This is a genomic window from Polaribacter ponticola (assembly GCF_026191475.2).
GTDB lineage: Bacteria > Bacteroidota > Bacteroidia > Flavobacteriales > Flavobacteriaceae > Polaribacter > Polaribacter ponticola.
Window position 1 is genome coordinate 1221511 of record NZ_JAOSLC020000003.1, and the last position, 17967, is coordinate 1239477.

At 30.2% G+C, this 17967-nt stretch carries 9 protein-coding genes; 5 read left to right on the plus strand and 4 right to left on the minus strand.

The features are described from left to right. Positions 1–40 precede the first annotated feature (40 nt). The 4 genes from N5A56_RS10630 to N5A56_RS10645 form a co-directional block, all read right to left on the minus strand. On the minus strand, positions 41–1360 hold the full coding sequence (locus tag N5A56_RS10630; RefSeq protein ID WP_274270391.1) for a saccharopine dehydrogenase C-terminal domain-containing protein: 1320 nt from the start codon (positions 1358–1360) through the stop codon (positions 41–43). 82 nt (positions 1361–1442) lie between these two features. Then, positions 1443–2981, minus strand: coding sequence for a RagB/SusD family nutrient uptake outer membrane protein (locus N5A56_RS10635; RefSeq protein WP_265725437.1), 1539 nt, complete (start codon positions 2979–2981; stop codon positions 1443–1445). Between the two features lie 11 nt (positions 2982–2992). Then, positions 2993–6085 (minus strand): SusC/RagA family TonB-linked outer membrane protein, encoded by a 3093-nt coding sequence (locus tag N5A56_RS10640; protein ID WP_265725438.1) that lies wholly within the window; start codon positions 6083–6085, stop codon positions 2993–2995. Between the two features lie 189 nt (positions 6086–6274). Further along, a complete protein-coding gene (locus tag N5A56_RS10645) occupies positions 6275–7957 on the minus strand; it encodes a tetratricopeptide repeat protein (RefSeq protein ID WP_265725439.1) in 1683 nt (560 codons plus the stop codon). Positions 7958–8329: 372 nt separating this feature from the next. Between N5A56_RS10645 and N5A56_RS10650 the strand changes: the two genes are divergently transcribed. The 5 genes from N5A56_RS10650 to N5A56_RS10670 are packed head-to-tail and all read left to right on the plus strand — an operon-like array spanning position 8330 to position 17890. Continuing rightward, positions 8330–10159, plus strand: a complete 1830-nt coding sequence (locus N5A56_RS10650; protein ID WP_265725440.1) for an MGH1-like glycoside hydrolase domain-containing protein — start codon at positions 8330–8332, stop codon at positions 10157–10159. A gap of 1 nt (position 10160) precedes the next feature. Beyond that, on the plus strand, positions 10161–10748 hold the full coding sequence (locus N5A56_RS10655; protein ID WP_274270392.1) for a phosphotransferase: 588 nt from the start codon (positions 10161–10163) through the stop codon (positions 10746–10748). 11 nt (positions 10749–10759) lie between these two features. Continuing rightward, entirely contained in the window at positions 10760–13186 is a 2427-nt protein-coding gene (locus tag N5A56_RS10660) for an aminotransferase class III-fold pyridoxal phosphate-dependent enzyme (protein WP_274270393.1), read from the plus strand. A 10-nt stretch (positions 13187–13196) separates the two neighbouring features. Beyond that, positions 13197–16304 carry a glycoside hydrolase family 2 TIM barrel-domain containing protein gene (locus N5A56_RS10665; RefSeq protein WP_265725442.1) on the plus strand — a complete coding sequence of 1036 codons (3108 nt, stop codon included), beginning with the start codon at positions 13197–13199 and terminating at the stop codon, positions 16302–16304. Further along, entirely contained in the window at positions 16301–17890 is a 1590-nt protein-coding gene (locus N5A56_RS10670; RefSeq protein ID WP_265726133.1) for a solute:sodium symporter family transporter, read from the plus strand. The genes N5A56_RS10665 and N5A56_RS10670 overlap by 4 nt, the downstream gene beginning before the upstream one ends. Positions 17891–17967 lie beyond the last annotated feature (77 nt).

The window sequence follows — 17967 nt, forward strand, 5'->3', positions numbered from 1 at the left end:
GCTTATGTAGAAACTATAAAATTGAATGAATAATTTATTTTTATATATGTAATTCTCTAGTTTCACTCATAAATACACCTTCTTTTTTCAGTAAATTAAGAATAGGAACATACACTGATTTTTCTATAGGAATTTGAACTCCATTTCCTTTAACTGTTCCTTCTAGTATTAATTTAACCGCAATTGCAGCAGGCAATGCAACTGTTTTTGCAATAGATGTATATTTATCATTACCGTAATCTATCATTTTAGAAATAATGGTTTCCTTTTTGCCATTTTTATTAGAAATATTAAAAATATGCTGCATAATTACCATATCTCTTTCAGATTTGTTCATCATCATTTTATCAATCATTAAATCAGAAATAATATCAAAAGTTGAAGTATTTTCTTGAGAAATAATTTTAGTAGCATCTAATATCCCCAACCATTCAATTGCTTTTAAACCTAAATGAGAATCATCAATATTGAATCTATTTTTTATTTCATTTTTAAGATTATCTACTTTAAAATTATTTATTTCTGCTACAATTTGGGATAACGATTTTCCTTTTACCTTTAAAACATCGTATGTGGTTAAGTTTAAATTCTTCAACAAATCTAAAGCTGCACACCAACCTTTGTATCTAAAAGTACCTCTATACATTATTTTTACTTCCGGAATTTTATAAATATCTATGTATGGTAATGAATTTCTATTTGGGTACACTTCCATTTCCTCAATTTCAGGAAAATCTATTTTTAAAGGATTTTTAAATAAATTAGCTGTTTCTATTTCTACAATTTTATTGTTTTTAAGAAAAGTAGCATTATTATTACTTGCCATGACAACTCCTTTTGGAGACCAAGAAAACTTATATCGAAAAGGATTATTTGATGCTTCTGGAGCGCATAAAGCACCACAAAGTGAATAAAACTCATCAACTTTTCCGCCTTCTTCATGTACTCTATCAATAATTTCCATGGCTGTCATATGATCGAGTCCTGGATCTACTCCTATTTCATTTAACAGTAAAATATTAGCTTCTTTAGCTTGCGCATTCAATGCTTTCATTTCATCTGAAACATAAGAAGTTGTTACCATATTCTTCTTTAACTGAATGCATTTTTTTGCCACAGTTACATGATGTACATAAGGCAATAAACTAACTGTAATATCATGATTTATAATTAGATTATCTAATGCTTCTAAATCATCAATAGTCCAAGAAATTGCTTTTCCATTTCTATAGCCTTCTAAAACTTTTTCTGCTTTTTCTTTTGTTCTACTTGCAATTGTAACTGCAATACCATTGTTAAGCAGATAATGTACTATGGGCTTCACAACCATTCCTGCTCCTAATATTAAAACTTTCTTCATTTTTTATTCTAATTCTTTTTGATAAAAAAAAGGATTATCAAAAATTGACAATCCTTTCCCAATCAAATAATTAACAAAATAATTAATTTACTTCCGAGTTATTTTTTATTTCAGACAATGGTACTGGTAAATAACCATTGTTTGCTGTATTTAACGTTCTACCGGCTGTACTCATGGCTGCATCTAAAGTTCCCCATCTTCTTAAATCGAAAAAACGAGAAGACTCTAATTGAAACTCCATAGTTCTTTCATGAATAATCTGATTTTTTACTTCTGATTGTGAAACGGCAGTTGTTGCTGGCATTTTACCATGTGCAGCTCTTACCATATTAATTAATGTAATTGCTTCTGCAGTACTAGAGTTTTCGTTTAAGGCTTCTGCTCTCATTAATAAAACATCTGCATAACGCATTAAAGGCACATTTAAATCATCATTATAAACACCCCAAGTAACTTTAGGAATAAATTTTCTTAAAAACACTTTATTATCTACAGCATTTGCACTTCCATATTGATAATTTGATAAGAAATCCCAAGTATAACCTTGCATGTTTGGGTTATCGTTATAATAATCTCCTTTATAGTAAAGAGAAGCATACAATCTTTCATCATAACCACTATTTGTAGATATTTTTCCTTCTGATTTCATTTCTGTTAAAAGCCCTTGTGTTGCTTCTAAACCACCCCAACCATCGTACATTGGATCTGCAATAAACTTGTGTAAATTGGTTCTATTATAAGCATCTGCAGATGGTGAGTTAATTTGAATTTCGAAAATAGATTCTGATGAGTTTTGATTTGTCCCATCAAACATACTAACATAATTGCCTTCTAAACTATACGTTGCTAATTTTACAACTTCATTTAAAGCATCTGCTGCATTTTTATAATCGTCGGTTTCTGAAGCTTCTGTATCTCCTGCTTTATGTAAATATGCTTTACCTAAATATGCCAATGCAGCTCCTTTTGTTGCTCTCCCAACTTCTGAAGCTGGATAAGAAACAGGTAAATTTGCTGCTGCAGCTTCAAAATCCTTTAAAATCACAGTCCAAGCTTCTGCTCTAGTAGACAATGCTTTATCTAAATCTTCTTCACCAACGACACCTTCTCTAATAACAATTTGCTTATATAAGGTTAATAGTTTAAAATGATAATAGGCTCTTAAAAAAGTTGCTTCTGCAATAAATTGTTTTTTTTCTGCTGATGAAATATCAGCATCATCCATTAAATCTACATTTACAATTACCTGATTTGCATAATTAAGTCCGTTGTAATTTAACTTCCATAATAGATTTATAAAAGTATGTCCGTTTGTATAGGTCCCGTTAAACATAGACATCCAATGTGCATAATTATTACCATCTACTCCTGGTAACATATAATCGGAACGATACCATTCTACAACAGATCTTCCTTCTTGCCATCCGTCCCAAAAATTTTGTCTTGCTTCTAATTCTGAATAAGCTGTAGTTAACGCTGCTTTTGCATCTGCTGCATCTCTCCAAAATAAATTAGAAGATAATTGGTCTTTAGATTCTCTTGTTAAAAATTCATCATCATCACAAGAAACTAGGTTTGTTGCAAATAAGATAATTGCTATATATTTAAGTATGTTTTTCATCTTTAAAATGTTTAAAATTTAAGTTGTAATCCCATTATTACAGATTTATATTTTGGATATAATGTTCTGTCAATTCCCTGACTTAAAACACTACCTCCAACTTCTGGATCTAATCCATCATAACTTGTAGCCGTAAATAAATTCTGGCCTGTTACATACACTCTTAAGTTATCTACTTTCAATTTTTCAAGAATATTAGTAGGCAATGTATACCCTAATTGAACCGTTTTTAATCTTAAGTATGCGCCATTATGTAAAAAACGTGTAGACGCTCTGTTGTTCTGGTTTGGATCTCCTAATATTGCTCTAGGCATATTTGTATCAGTATTACTAGTTGTCCAAGCATTTAATACATTTGCCGTAAAGTTTCTTGGTGCATCTAAACCTTGCATTTCAAAAGCATTACCATCATAAATTTTATTTCCACCAACTCCTTGTAAAAATAAAGTAGCATCGAAACCTTTATATTCAAAGTTAAAATTGAAACTATATTCAAACTTTGGCAAACCTGTTCCTGAATAGATTAAATCTTCTGAATCTAAAACGTTATCTCCATTTTGATCTACAAAACGAATATCTCCAGGTTGTGCACCAGGTTGTAAAGTTCCGTTAGGATCGTGTGCAGTTATTTCTGCTTGATTTTGGAAAATACCATTAGCTTCTGTTAAAAAATAAGCACCAGCTTCATACCCTATTCTTGTGCTATTTACATAATGATCAGATCCATATTTTAAACCAACTCCAGCAACTTCTTGATCTGCATTAGACAAACTTGTAACTTCATTTTTAGTTGTAGAAAAAGCAGCATTAACGTTATATTTAAATTCATTTACTGAATCTGAATACCCTAATTCTAATTCTATTCCGCTATTTTTAAACTCACCAATATTTACAATAGGGTTGTTAATTCCTGCTGATGGAGAAACTTGTTTTCTAAATAGTAAATCTGATGTAAGACTCGAATAATAGTTTACAGAACCGTTTAATTTTCTATCTAACATGGCAAAATCTACACCTAAATTTGTAGATGTATTTGTTTCCCATCTTAAGTTAGGGTTATTTAAATCTCTAGTAATTGCACCTCTTGTTGCTGTACCACCAAAAACATAACCTCCATTATAATGATCTTTTCCTACTTCAATTAATGGCGAATATCCATAATAACTTAAACTAGAATCATTACCTGCTTGTCCCCAAGAGAAACGAAGTTTTAAAGAATTAAAAACGTCTTGGTCTTCCATAAAGCTTTCTTCGGATATTTTCCAACCTAAAGCAAAAGCAGGAAAAGTTCCAAATCTTTTATTTGCTCCAAATTTAGAACTACCATCTCTACGAACGCTTGCCTGAAATAAATAACGGTCTTTAAAAGAGTAATTTAATCTCGCAAATTGCGATGCCAATGCATATTCAGAATTTGTTCCTGTTGATGTTCTTGTACCATCTCCAAAAGCATTTATTGTTTTAAAGTTAGGATCAATTAAATCTGCTAAAACCTGATTACCATCAACCGTTTTATAACCATCTGCAACCGCATTTGTTTCTCTAAATGGTTCAAATATTCTAGAATATCCTAATAAAACATCAAAAGCATGATTTTCTATTTCTTTTTTATAGGTTACTAATGCCTCTGTTTGGGTTCTTTTAAATTGAGAATTGTATTCAGAAACCTGCCCAAACTCATGTGTACTTGCTACAATTCTTTGTGCTTGAAAACGTTTTGTAAACCCGAAAGTATAATTATTTGTAGTTGCTTGAGATACATTTAATTTTGCATTTAAACCCTCTAAAACCTCATAACCTAATGATAAGTTAAATAAGTTATATTGTAGTTTAGTTTCTCCTTCTACAAAATTATTAATTGCTAAAGGATTAGCATGATCTGGAAGAGATGCATCTGTAGCAAAACCATAACCACTTGCATTATTAGCATCGTTAATAGCAATTAATGGAGAAATATGGTACGTATCTCTTAAAGAAAACTTGTAGCCTTCTCTAATTGTTTCTGCATACGTAACACCACCATTTAATGAGAATTTTCCTTTTGTAAATCCTAAATTTAAGTTTAAAGATTTTTTACCAAAGTCTGAACCTAAAACAATTCCTTCTTCAGAAACATTGTTTGCAGCTAAACTGTAGTTTACATTTTCTGATGCTCCACTGATTCTAACACTATAATTTGTTTGTATTGCATCACTTAAAATTTCATTTAACCAATCTGTATTTGCTGCTGTTGGTGATGTTACAAATGTTGGTACAGTTGCTCCTGCATTTTCAAACATTTGTTTATGTACACTTTTATAACCTTCTGCATCTAATAAATTATACGATTTTCTTACCGAATTAAAACTTACATAAGAATCGAATTCTACTTTAACATCACCAACTCTACCTTTTTTTGTTGTAATAATTACAACTCCGTTGGCAGCTCTAGTACCGTAAATTGCAGCAGAAGAAACATCTTTTAAAATTTCTATAGATGCAATATTATTAGGGTCTATAAAGTAAGAGTTGGCTTGTACACCATCTACAATATATAATGGTTGATTGTTTCCATTAGTACCAACACCTCTAATTTTAATATCTACTTCAGATCCTGGAGAACCAGAAGATTTCACTACAGTAACACCAGCAACTCTACCTTGTAAAGCTTCTGTTGGGTTAGAAACTGCTACTTTATTTAATTCTTCAGATTTTACGCGTCCAACTGCTCCAGTTACATCACTCTTCTTTTGAGTACCATAACCAACAACAATAATTTCATCTAAACTTTCAGAATCTTCTTCTAAAATTACAGTAATTGTAGTTTGATTATCAATATTGATTTCTCTTTTCTTATAGCCTAAATAACTAAAAACTAATACTTTCTCGGTTTTTAATACTTTAATAGAAAATTTTCCGTCAAAATCTGTTTCTGTTCCTTTTAAGGAATTTCCTTTTACAATAACTGCAACTCCAGGAATTGGATTATTACTTTTATCTAAAACGGTTCCTTTTATTAAAACATCTTGTCCAAAGGAAGATATTGTTCCAAAGAAAAAGAATGCAAGCAGCAATAAATGTTTTGCTTGAAATAAGTAATTAAAGTGTAATTTTTTTTGCATCATAATAAAATTATTTTATGATCCAAATATTGCTAATTTAAGCGTAGATAACTAAAAAAACACCTTTACTCAACCTTTACAATGCAGCAAAAAACTAGTAAACAAAGGCATTTTCTCTTTTTAAGCTATTTTAACCAAAGTTCTTTTGATATCCCTATTTTACAAGAAAAATAGATAAAGAAAATATTGTTTTTAAATGTTTTCTAAAAACTTTACTAGATTATCTTTCTTTTCTAAATTTAATTTTTTTCTTAATCGATGTCTTCCTATTTCAACAGAATTTAAAGAGATGTTATTTAAGTTTGCAATTTCTTTTGAGCTTAATTTAAGTTTAACTTGCACTGCTAATTGAACTTCTTTTTCTGTAAGCTTTGGAAATTTTTCTTTTATTTTGAATAAAAAATCGCTTTGAAGTGTTTCTACATTCGTGTGAAATTTCTGAATATCTTCATTAAAATCGAACTTGAAAGTGTATTCTTTAATAAGTGTATTTACATCTTTTTTTAACTGATCTGAATTCGAGAAATTTAACCTTTTAAAAGAAGCAACTAAATCTTTATATATAGATGATCTTTGAGAAATAAATAACGCCAAGTTTGTTAACTCTTTCATTCTAAAATCTAATTTATGTTCTAAATTTTCTCTTAAAAGAGATTGTGTTTTTAATTTCTCTTTAGAAAGTTTTGTGCTCTGTTTATAAATTGCTTTTTTCTTTTTAATATTATTTCTTAAAAAGAAAATAATAAGCACTCCAATAATAACCAACAATACAAAACCAAAAATTAAATACTTCTTTTTTTGAGCTTCTAAATTTCTTTGTTTCTCTAGATATTTTATTTCTGTTTCACTACGTTCTGCTTCGTAGAGAATTCTCATTTCTGTTAATTTTTCACTTTCATTATTTGTAAAAACATCAGTTCTTGCTTCTTCATATTTCTTATAATTCTCTAGCGCTTTTTTATAATCGCCCATAGCATAATAGTAATTAGACCAGCCTAAATCGTTTTCTAAAATCCATTCTTTGTTCTCAACAAACTCCATAATAATTAATCGAGATTTGGTTAAAAACTGGGCACTTTTATTAAAATTACCTAGTTTTAAATTCACTTTAGAAAGTTCATTTAAAACCTGAACCATAATCTGATTGTCTTTAATTTTATCAGAAATTTCTAAAGATGCTTCTAAAAACTCTTTCGATAGTTTTAGTTCATCGAGTTTATAATAACAGATGCCAATGTTCTTCATGGTTTCTGCAATTCTTCCTTCTTTATTAAATTCTTTTTTTAACGCTAAAGATTTCTTGAAAAAAGTTAATGCTAAATAGTAATCTTCTTTTTTTGCATGTGTAAGTCCTATGCTATTGTAACTATAAGCAATTCGTTGAACATCATTAATTTTTTCATGAATTTTAAGTGTTTTTACATGATACTCTAAAGCTTTGTTATAATAACCAATATCATAATACAACCAACCAAGTGTTCTTAATGTAAATGCTAAATCATAATCGTCATCAATATTTTTTCTAACTTCTAAAGATTCTAACCCCAATTTTAGTGCTTTGTCATATATATTATTAAATAAATAACCCTGACAAAGATTTATAAGTGCGTATCCTTCTTGCTTTTTATTTTTAAACTCTAAAGACAGTTGTAAAGCTTCTGTTGCAAACTCTATGGTTCTATCAGGATTAATTACCCAATAAATCTCTGCAATCCTATTTAATAACGGGATGCGTTCTTGTTTTATAGATTGTGGTAATATTACCAGTAAACTATCTAATTCTAATTGAGAATCATTCGGATTTTCATCCCAAATATTTTTCTGTGCAAAAGCATTACTGCTAATTAAAACTAGTATTAACAACCACTGTTTCATCTCTAAAAATTTAAATTTTATCTTACCAACTGAAAAAGCATCAAATAAAATGAAAACCTTTAATTTGATAACTTTTTCAAACATAGCATAAATTCAAACAAATAATATCAGATTCACTAAAAGTGTAAGGTGATGTAAAGGTTTTTTTTATAAAATTTTCAAAAAATAAATCGAAATTTGTTGAAATCATTATTAAAACTTAATCTAAAGATGTTAAATAAACTTTCTTATTATAGTCTAACATTCCTTTTGTTGCTTTGCTTTCAGTGTAAAAAACCGGAACCAATTATTAAAAAAGAGTATTTAAACTTCAGTGAAAATATTTTAAACTATAAAATAAGTCCTGTTTCAAAATTTGATAAAAATGGATTGATGTTTTCTGATAAAGGAGCTTGGTTTGCCTATAGTTTTCCAAATTCAACTTCTAAAATAATTGGTTTTTCTGGGCCTTTTTTAATGACACAGCAAAACGGAATTTGGTCTAGTAAATCTTTAGTCAATTTAAATATAGAAAATATAAATTGGAATTCTCACACCATAAAAAGTTACAACAGCCATTTAGAACAAACTTTTTTATCAGAAAACATAGAACTAAAACAACAATTAGTTTTCAGTTCTGGTCATACAGCAATTATAAATTCTACCTTAAAAAATATTGGCAACACAGACAAAACAATTAATTATTCTTTTAAAAATGAGCCTTTACTTGCAGATGGTTTAATTTTTTCTTCGGATAAAAATAAGTTAACCCTAAATCCCACAAAAACAGATGCGGTTGGTCATGTTATTTTTCCTGATGAAATCTTGTTAAAATCGAATGACAGTTCTTATACTTCTAATACAATTCGTTTAGTTTTAAAACCAAATGAGACTAAAAGCTACACGATTTCTCAAAGTTTTGTTTTTAAAGAATATTTTTGGAATAATGAATTAAACACAATAAAAAATTCAGATTTTAAAACTGTTTTAGAAAAGAGAAAAGAAGAAAAAAATGCAGAATTAAAATCATTAATAGAAAATAGTAAACCACAATTCTCTACTGATACGTATGCAGAAGTATTAGCGAAAGCGCATTTAACCTTACAAAATAATTGGAGAATTCCTGCAGGCGAAATTAAAAACCAAGGTTTATTCCCTAGTTATCACTACAAATGGTTTCATGGCTTTTGGTCTTGGGATTCTTGGAAACATGCCGTTGGTTTGTCTTATTACAATACCGATTTAGCCAAAGAGCAGATGAAATTAATGTTTCACTTTCAAAGCAAAGACGGCTTTGTGGTAGATTGTGTGTACAGAGATACTTCTATAGAACCACATAATTATAGAGATACAAAACCACCTTTATCTGCTTGGGCAGTTTCAAAAATTTATGAAAAAGACAAGGATATTGAATTTGTAAAATTAATGTATCCAAAGTTAAAATTGTATCATGAATTTTGGTACAACAAAAGAGACCATGATAGAGATGGTTTATGCGAATACGGTTCTACAGACGGAAGCTTAATTGCTGCAAAATGGGAAAGCGGAATGGACAATGCCATTCGTTTTGACAACTCTAAAATCTTAAAAAATAGCGAAGGTGCTTATTCTTTAGATCAAGAGTCGGTAGATTTAAACGCTTATTTATATGCTGAAAAAATCTATTTATCAGAATTAGCTTTAATTTTAGCTAAAAACAACGAAAGTGAAGCGTTTAAAAAAGCGGCTGCTGTTTTAAAAACAAAGATTCAAACGCAGTTTTATGATACAAATGATGGTTGGTTTTATGACACTACTTTAGATGGAAAAACATTTATAAAAGGAGAAGGAAGCGAAGGGTGGACCGCACTTTGGGCAAATGCAGCAACACAAGAACAAGCCGAAGCAGTTAAAAATAAAATGATGGATCCTAAAAAATTCTACACCAAAGTTCCGTTTCAAACCATGAGTGCAGATCATGAAAAATTTAATCCTTTAAAAGGGTATTGGCGCGGACCAAATTGGTTAGATCAAGCATATTTTGGCGTAAAAAGTTTACGTAATTACGGTTTTAATGAAGATGCTGATAAAGCTACAGTTCAAATTTTAAAAGGTGCAGAAGGTGTTTTAGGAAAAGGAAAATCTATCCGTGAAAATTATCATCCTTTAACAGGAGAAGGTTTGTATGCAAAAAACTTTAGTTGGAGTGCAGCGCACATAATTATGTTACTACAAAAAGATTAAAATGGAATATAACGCAATAAAAATTACAACTCAAAAAGCGGAAGAAATTCTTTTTGATGTATTTAAAATAAAAGGAACAGCAACTAGTTTGCCTGGAGAAATCGATTTTAATTTTAGAATTAAAGTTGATAATTCAGAAGGTTATATTCTAAAAATATCGCGTCCAAATGAAGATGAAAACTATTTAGATTTTCAACAAAAATTATTACAATATGTTGCAGAAAATGGAGAAGATTTAATTGCTCCAAAAGTAGTGAATGAAAAAGAAGGAAAAGCAATTGCAACTATTAAAGACGATTTTGGAAACCACAGAAAAGTACGTTTATTAACGTGGATTTCTGGTAGGGTTTGGAGCTCTGTAAATCCGCAATTAAATAATTTACGTTTTAGTTTAGGTAAACAATGTGGTTTATTAACTGCTTCTTTAAAAGGTTTTAATCACAAAAAAGCAACAAGAGAATTTGTTTGGGATGTTGCACAATCTCTTTGGACAAAAGAGCATATTCATTTATTTTCTGATGAAAAAAAGAACTTATCACCTATTTTCAAAATGAATTTGAAGCAAAAAAAACAACGTATGATGCTTTAAGAAAATCGGTTGTGCATAATGATGCCAATGACAATAATGTTATTGTTTCGGAAGATTTAATCAATCCAACCGTAAAAGCAGCAATTGATTATGGAGACGCTATTTACACACAAATAATTAACGATTTGGCAATTGCTTGTGCATATGCAATTATGAATCATAATGATGTTTTAGAGACTTGTTTGCCCATCCTAAAAGGGTATCATAGTACTTTTCCGTTACAAGAAAATGAGTTAGCTCATTTGTACAATGCCATTGCAATGCGCTTGGTTATTTCTGTTACAAAATCTGCCATCAATAAAATTGAAGAACCCAATAACGAGTATTTATTAATTAGTGAACAACCTGCTTGGGAAGTGTTAAAAAAATGGAGAGCCATTCATCCGCAATTTGCAGAATATAGCTTTAGAATTGTGTGTGGATTTGTTGCGCATCCTAATGAAGAAAAATTCAAAAAATGGACTGCTAATAATACTTTTTTATTAACCGACTTGTTTCCAACCATACAAAGAAACAATACTCATCATTTAGATTTAAGTGTTTCTAGTAGTTGGACAGGGCATTTACAAGAATTTAACAATCTCGATTTATTTCAGTTTAAAATAAATCAACTCCAAAAAGAAGTTCCTACTAAAATTATTGCTGGCGGTTATATAGAACCAAGAGCTTTGTACACCTCCACTGCTTTCGATAAAATTGGAAATTATGGGCGAGAAAGTAGATGTATTCATTTAGGTGTAGATTTTTGGTTGCCTGCATTAACACCAGTTCATGCACTTTTGGGTGGCGAGGTAGTTATTGCTGTAAATAACGATAAAGAAAAAGAATATGGCGGATTGGTTGTATTAAAGCATACAATTGAAGATTTTGAATTCTACACTTTATACGGTCATAATACTGTAAAAAGTGTTTTAAGACATAAAGTTGGAGACACTATTTTAAAAGGTGAAAAAATTGCTGAATTGGCAAATTATCCTGAAAACGGAAATTGGGCGCCACATTTACATTTTCAAATTATGCTTTCTTTATTTGATTATAAAAATGATTTTCCTGGTGTTGCTTATTTAAAACAAATTGATGTTTGGAAAAGTGTTTGCCCAGATCCAAACTTATTGTTTAAATCGGATGCATTGTTTGAAAAAACAACACTTTCTAATGATGCTATTATCAACTACAGAAAACAGCATTTAGGGAAAAGTTTAAGCCTACAATATAAAACTCCCATTAAAATGGTGCGTGGCGCAGGTCAGTATTTAATGGATCAATTCGGACAAAAATATTTAGATACTGTAAATAATGTTGCCCATGTTGGCCATGAACATTATAAGGTGGTAAAAGCGGGTCAAAAACAAATGGCGTTGATAAATACTAATTCTAGGTATTTACATGAAAATATGAATGAATTAGCAAAAGAGCTGATTGAAACCTTACCCGAAGAATTAAATGTTTTGCATTTTGTGAATTCTGGTAGCGAGGCGAATGAACTTGCTATACGAATGGTAAAAGCAGTTACGGGAGAAAAAGATATGATTGCTAGTGAAGTTGGCTATCATGGAAACTCGAATATGGCAGTAGCTATTTCTTCCTACAAATTTGATGGAAAAGGTGGAAACGGAGCACCAGAACACACACAAATATTTCCGTTACCAGATGCTTTTAGAGGAAAGTATAGAGGGGAAAATGTTGCTCATAAATATGTAGCAGAAGTTAAAAACTGTATAGATAATATTCAGAAAAAAGGAAGAAATGTTGGCGGGTTTATTGTTGAACCTATTATTTCTTGTGGCGGACAAATAGAATTACCCGAAGGTTTTTTAGCCAAGTCTTACGAATTAGTTAGAAAAGCTGGCGGTATTTGTATTTCTGATGAAGTACAAACAGGTGTTGGTAGAATGGGGAAAACTTTTTGGGGTTTTCAATTGCATAATGTTGTGCCAGATATTGTAACCATTGGTAAACCTTTAGGAAATGGGCACCCAATTGCGGCTGTTGCTTGCACTCAAAAAGTGGCAGATACTTTTGCTAACGGAATGGAATATTTTAACACTTTTGGAGGAAATCCTGTTTCTTGTGCAATTGCCACCGAAGTTTTAAAAACTGTAAAAACAGAGAAACTACAAGAAAATGCATTAGAAGTTGGCGAGTTTTTAAAAGCTGAATTACTAAAACTTTCTAAAGAATTTCCAATAATTGGTAATGTACGCGGACAAGGGTTATTTCTAGGAATAGAATTGGTAGATGCCAACTTAAATCCGCTAGCAGCGCAAACAGATTATTTAGCAAACAGAATGAAAGATCACGGAATCTTAATGAGTACCGATGGTTTAGATTACAATGTTTTAAAAATAAAACCGCCAATTGTTTTTACAAAAGACAATGCAAAAGAAGTACTTTTTTACCTACAAAAAATTCTGACTGAAGATTTTTTACAACTTTAAAAAACAGCACATGAAATTTAAAATATATTACCTTCTAATAGTATGCCTAATTGCTAGTTGTAAAAAGGAAAATTTAAAATCCGTAGCAGCACAAAAAAACCATTTTAATCATCAAGTTTTTGAAGAAAATAAATTAGCGCCTAGAGCTACTTTTTTTGCTTTTGAAAATTCAACTCTTACTAAAAAAGAAAACTCATCTCGTTTTATGAGCCTGAATGGAGATTGGAAATTTAACTGGGTAAAAGATCCTAAAAAACGTCCTACAACTTTTCAAAATATCAATTTTGATGATACTGACTGGAAAACAATTTCGGTTCCTTCTAATTGGGAAGTTGTAGGTTATGGACATCCTATTTATTTAGACGAACGTTATCCATTTACTTCTAAATGGCCAGATGCACCAACAGATTACAATCCGGTTGGAACCTATAGAAAAGAGATTAATTTAGAGAAAAACTTTTTATCCGAAGATATTATCTTACATTTTGCTGGCGCTAAATCTGCAATGTATGTGTACATAAATGGCTATTATGTTGGGTATTCTCAAGGCAGTAAAACACCTGCAGAATTTAATATAAGTAAGCATCTTAAAACAGGCAAAAATAGTATTGCATTGCAAATGTTCCGTTGGTCTGATGCTAGTTATTTAGAGAGCCAAGATATGTTAAGAATGAGCGGAATTGAGCGTGACGTTTATTTGTATTCTAGACCAAAAGTTCATCTTTCTGATTTTCATGCAAAAACAACTTTAAACGATTCTTATAGTGATGGAATTTTTAACGGAACTTTTTCAATTACAAATGAAACGGATAAAGAGGTTAAAAAAGAAATTACAGTTGCGCTAAAAAATGAATTTAAAGAGACCAATACGGTTTCAATTGCTGCAAATTCAACATTCGTTTTTAAGGTTGATAAAATTATCAAAAACATAAAATCTTGGTCGGCAGAAATACCTAATTTATATGATCTAGAAATTACATTAAGTAGCAATCAGTTTATCAATAAAAAAATAGGTTTTAAAAGAGTTGAAATTAAAAATGCACAAGTTTTAATCAACGGAAAGCCTATTTACATTAAAGGTGTAAATAGACATGAAACAGACCCGTTTACGGGTCATGTAGTTTCTAAAGCTTCTATGGAAAAGGATATTAAGTTGATGAAAGAAAACAATATTAATGCTGTTCGTTCTTCTCATTATCCAAACGATCCGTATTGGTTAGATTTATGTGATTTGTATGGTTTATATGTTGTTGATGAAGCCAATATAGAAAGCCATCCTTTAGCAATTGATAAAGAAACACAAATAGGAAACGAAATGAGTTGGCTACCTGCACATTTAATGCGCACAAAACGCATGTACTTTAGAGATCGGAATCATGCTTCAATTTATTCTTGGTCTTTAGGGAATGAAGCTGGTGTTGGTGAAGTTTTTAGAACTACTTACAAGTGGTTAAAGCAACAAGATGATAATAGAATTGTACAATATGAACCAGCACACAAAGAAGATTATACAGATTTATATTGCCCAATGTATCCAAAACCTGAGTATTTAATTGAGCATGGAAAATCGAATTCTAACAAGCCTTCTATTATGATTGAATATGCTCATGCTATGGGAAATTCTGTTGGAAACTTACAGGATTATTGGGATATTATTGAAAAATACAACAATTTACAAGGTGGATTTATTTGGGATTGGGTAGATCAAAGTTTAGAATATAAAGATAAAAATGGGAAACCTTATTTAGCTTACGGACATGATTATCATCCTGATTTGCCTACAGATGGGAATTTTTTAAACAATGGTTTGGTTGATCCTTATAAAAATCCTCATCCACATTTATCTGAAGTTAAAAAGGTGTATGAACCTGTACAATTTAACTATTTAGGAAATGGAATTATAGAAATTGAAAACAAAAATTTCTTTGCCGATTTTTCTGATAAAACTTTAGAATGGAAACTATTAAAAAACGGAAAAGATTCTATTACAGGAACAGGAATTACTATAAATATAAAACCTCAACAAAAAACTAGTTGGAGAATTGAAAAATTCCCTTTACATCTTGATATAGAAAACGAGTATATTTTAGAGATTCGTTTAGTTCAAAAAACAGCAACTAAACTAATACCAAAAGGCCATGAAATTGGTTGGGATCAGTTTGTTTTAAATAAGAGAAAAACAAAAAAAACCAAATTAGAGCATCAGAAAAAAATAGAAATCACAAAATTGGATAACACTTTTAGTATTCAAAACAACAAATTTCAACTAAATATAAACGCGACTTCTGGTGAAATTATAAATTGGTCTTTTGAAGGAAATGAAATTACAAATCATCCAATTCAGCCTAATTTTTGGAGACCACCAACAGATAATGATTTAGGAAATGGCATGGATAAATGGGCAAAAAATTGGCAAGAAGCTAGTTATCATTACAAAGCTGAATTACTAGAAAAACCAATTTTGAATGATAAAGGTGTTAAATATACAGTTTCTTATCATTTACCTAAAAATGAAGCAACTGTAATTGTAAATTATTCTTTAAATACTGATGGTATTTTATCAATTAGTTATACTTTTAGTCCAACTAAAAAAGATTTACCAAATATACCAAGATTAGGAATGTATGTAACTTTAAACACTAATTTCGAGGATGTATCTTGGTATGGAAAAGGCCTAAATGAAAGTTATTGGGATAGAAAAACAGGAACTAAACTTGGAGTATATTCAGGTAAAGTAAAAGAGCAATTTCATGTATATGTTCGTCCACAAGAAACTGGTAACAAAACAGAAGTGAGATGGATGCAATTATCTTCAAAAAACTTACATTTAACAACTACAAGTTCAACATTGTTAAACGCAAGTGTTTGGCCTTTTAATATGAAAGAAATTGATTTTAATACAGATGATGCAACACAATCTGCATCTGGTTTAATACCAGTTACCAAAAAACATGGAGCAGATATTAAAATAGGAAATACAGTGCAATGGAACATCGATTTTTTACAAATGGGAGTTGGAGGCGATACTTCTTGGGGACGTTTAGTTCATCAAAAATATACCATTCCTGCAAATAAAAAATACAACTACACATTTTCAATAACACCTTCAAAAATATAAACTATGCAAATTTTAGCTTTCCTTTTTTTACAATCCTTGTTGCAGTAATTTCTTATTATGCAACTCGTAAAACCGATGAAGATTCTTCTGATGGATATTTTCTTGGAGGACGAAGTTTAACTGGTGTTGTTATTGCAGGGTCTTTATTACTGACTAATTTATCTACAGAACAAATTGTTGGTTTAAATGGTGCTGCTTTTAAAGAAGGAATTTTAGTTATGGCTTGGGAAACCTTGGCAGCAATTGCAATGGTTGTAACTGCAGTTGTTTTATTACCTCGTTATTTAAAAGGCGGTATTACTACAGTACCTCAATTTTTAGAAACTCGTTTTGATAAAATGACCAAAACAATAACCTCAGGTTTATTTTTATCTGGTTATGTAATTGTGCTTTTACCAATTGTTTTGTATTCGGGCTCACTTGCTTTAAACAGTATGTTTAACGTTCCAGAACTTTTAAATGTAAGTAAAACTACAGCTCTTTGGATTACAGTTTGGGGAATTGGAATTATAGGCTCTATTTATGCAATTTTTGGAGGCTTAAAAGCAGTTGCAGTTTCTGATACAATTAATGCAGTTGGTTTATTAGTTGGTGGAATGATGATTCCTATTTTTGGATTAATCTTAGTTGGTGAAGGTAGTTTTACTGATGGTATTTCAATATTATTAGAAAAAGCTCCAGAAAAATTTAATGTAATTGGTGATGCTAAATCTTCAATTCCTTTTGGAACTATTTTTACAGGAATGATGTTGGTTCAACTTTTTTATTGGGGAACAAACCAAGCAATTATACAAAGAGCCTTAGGTGCAAAAAACTTAAAAGAAGGGCAAAAAGGATTAATTTATGCTGCCTTTATTAAAATATTAGGGCCTTTAATTGTAGTTCTTCCAGGAGTTATTGCATTTTATCTTTTTGGCGAAACTTTAGAAAATCCAGATGAAGCGTATCCAGAATTGGTAAAAAAAGTATTGCCTCCTAGTTTGGTTGGTTTTTTTGCTGCAGTGTTATTTGGCGCTATTTTGTCTTCATTTAATTCTGCTTTAAATTCTTCTGTTACTTTATTTGGTTTGGATATTTACAAATCACATATCAATAAAGAAGCTACAGAAAAACAAGTAGTAAAAGCGGGTAAAAAGTTTGGAATTTTATTAGCAATAATCTCTATGTGTGTTGCTCCTTTAGTAATGTACGCAGGTAGTATTTTTGGATATTTACAAGAAGCAAACGGAATTTATAGTATTCCCATTTTAACGATTATTGTAGTTGGTTACTTCACAAAAAAAGTACCTGCTTCTGCTGCAAAATTCGGAATTATTTCTGGTTCCATTATGTACATAATCAGTCAGTTTATTTTAAAACCTTTTGTTTTTGGTAACGAAAATTATCCACATTTTTTACATGTAATGGCCATACTATTTGTTTTAAATATTGTAATTATGTTAGTTATTGGTAAATTAAAACCACGTAAAACTGCCTTTATATTGCCATATACTAAACAAGTAGATATCACTCCTTGGAAATATGTAAAATTAGCCGGAATTATTATCTGTATAATTGTTATTTATTCTTATTTGCATTTTTCATAAAAAAAAAAAAAAAAATGACCTAATTACCTTTTAAAATTGTTTTTTACAGTTCAATTTTATGAGGTCATTATAGAATA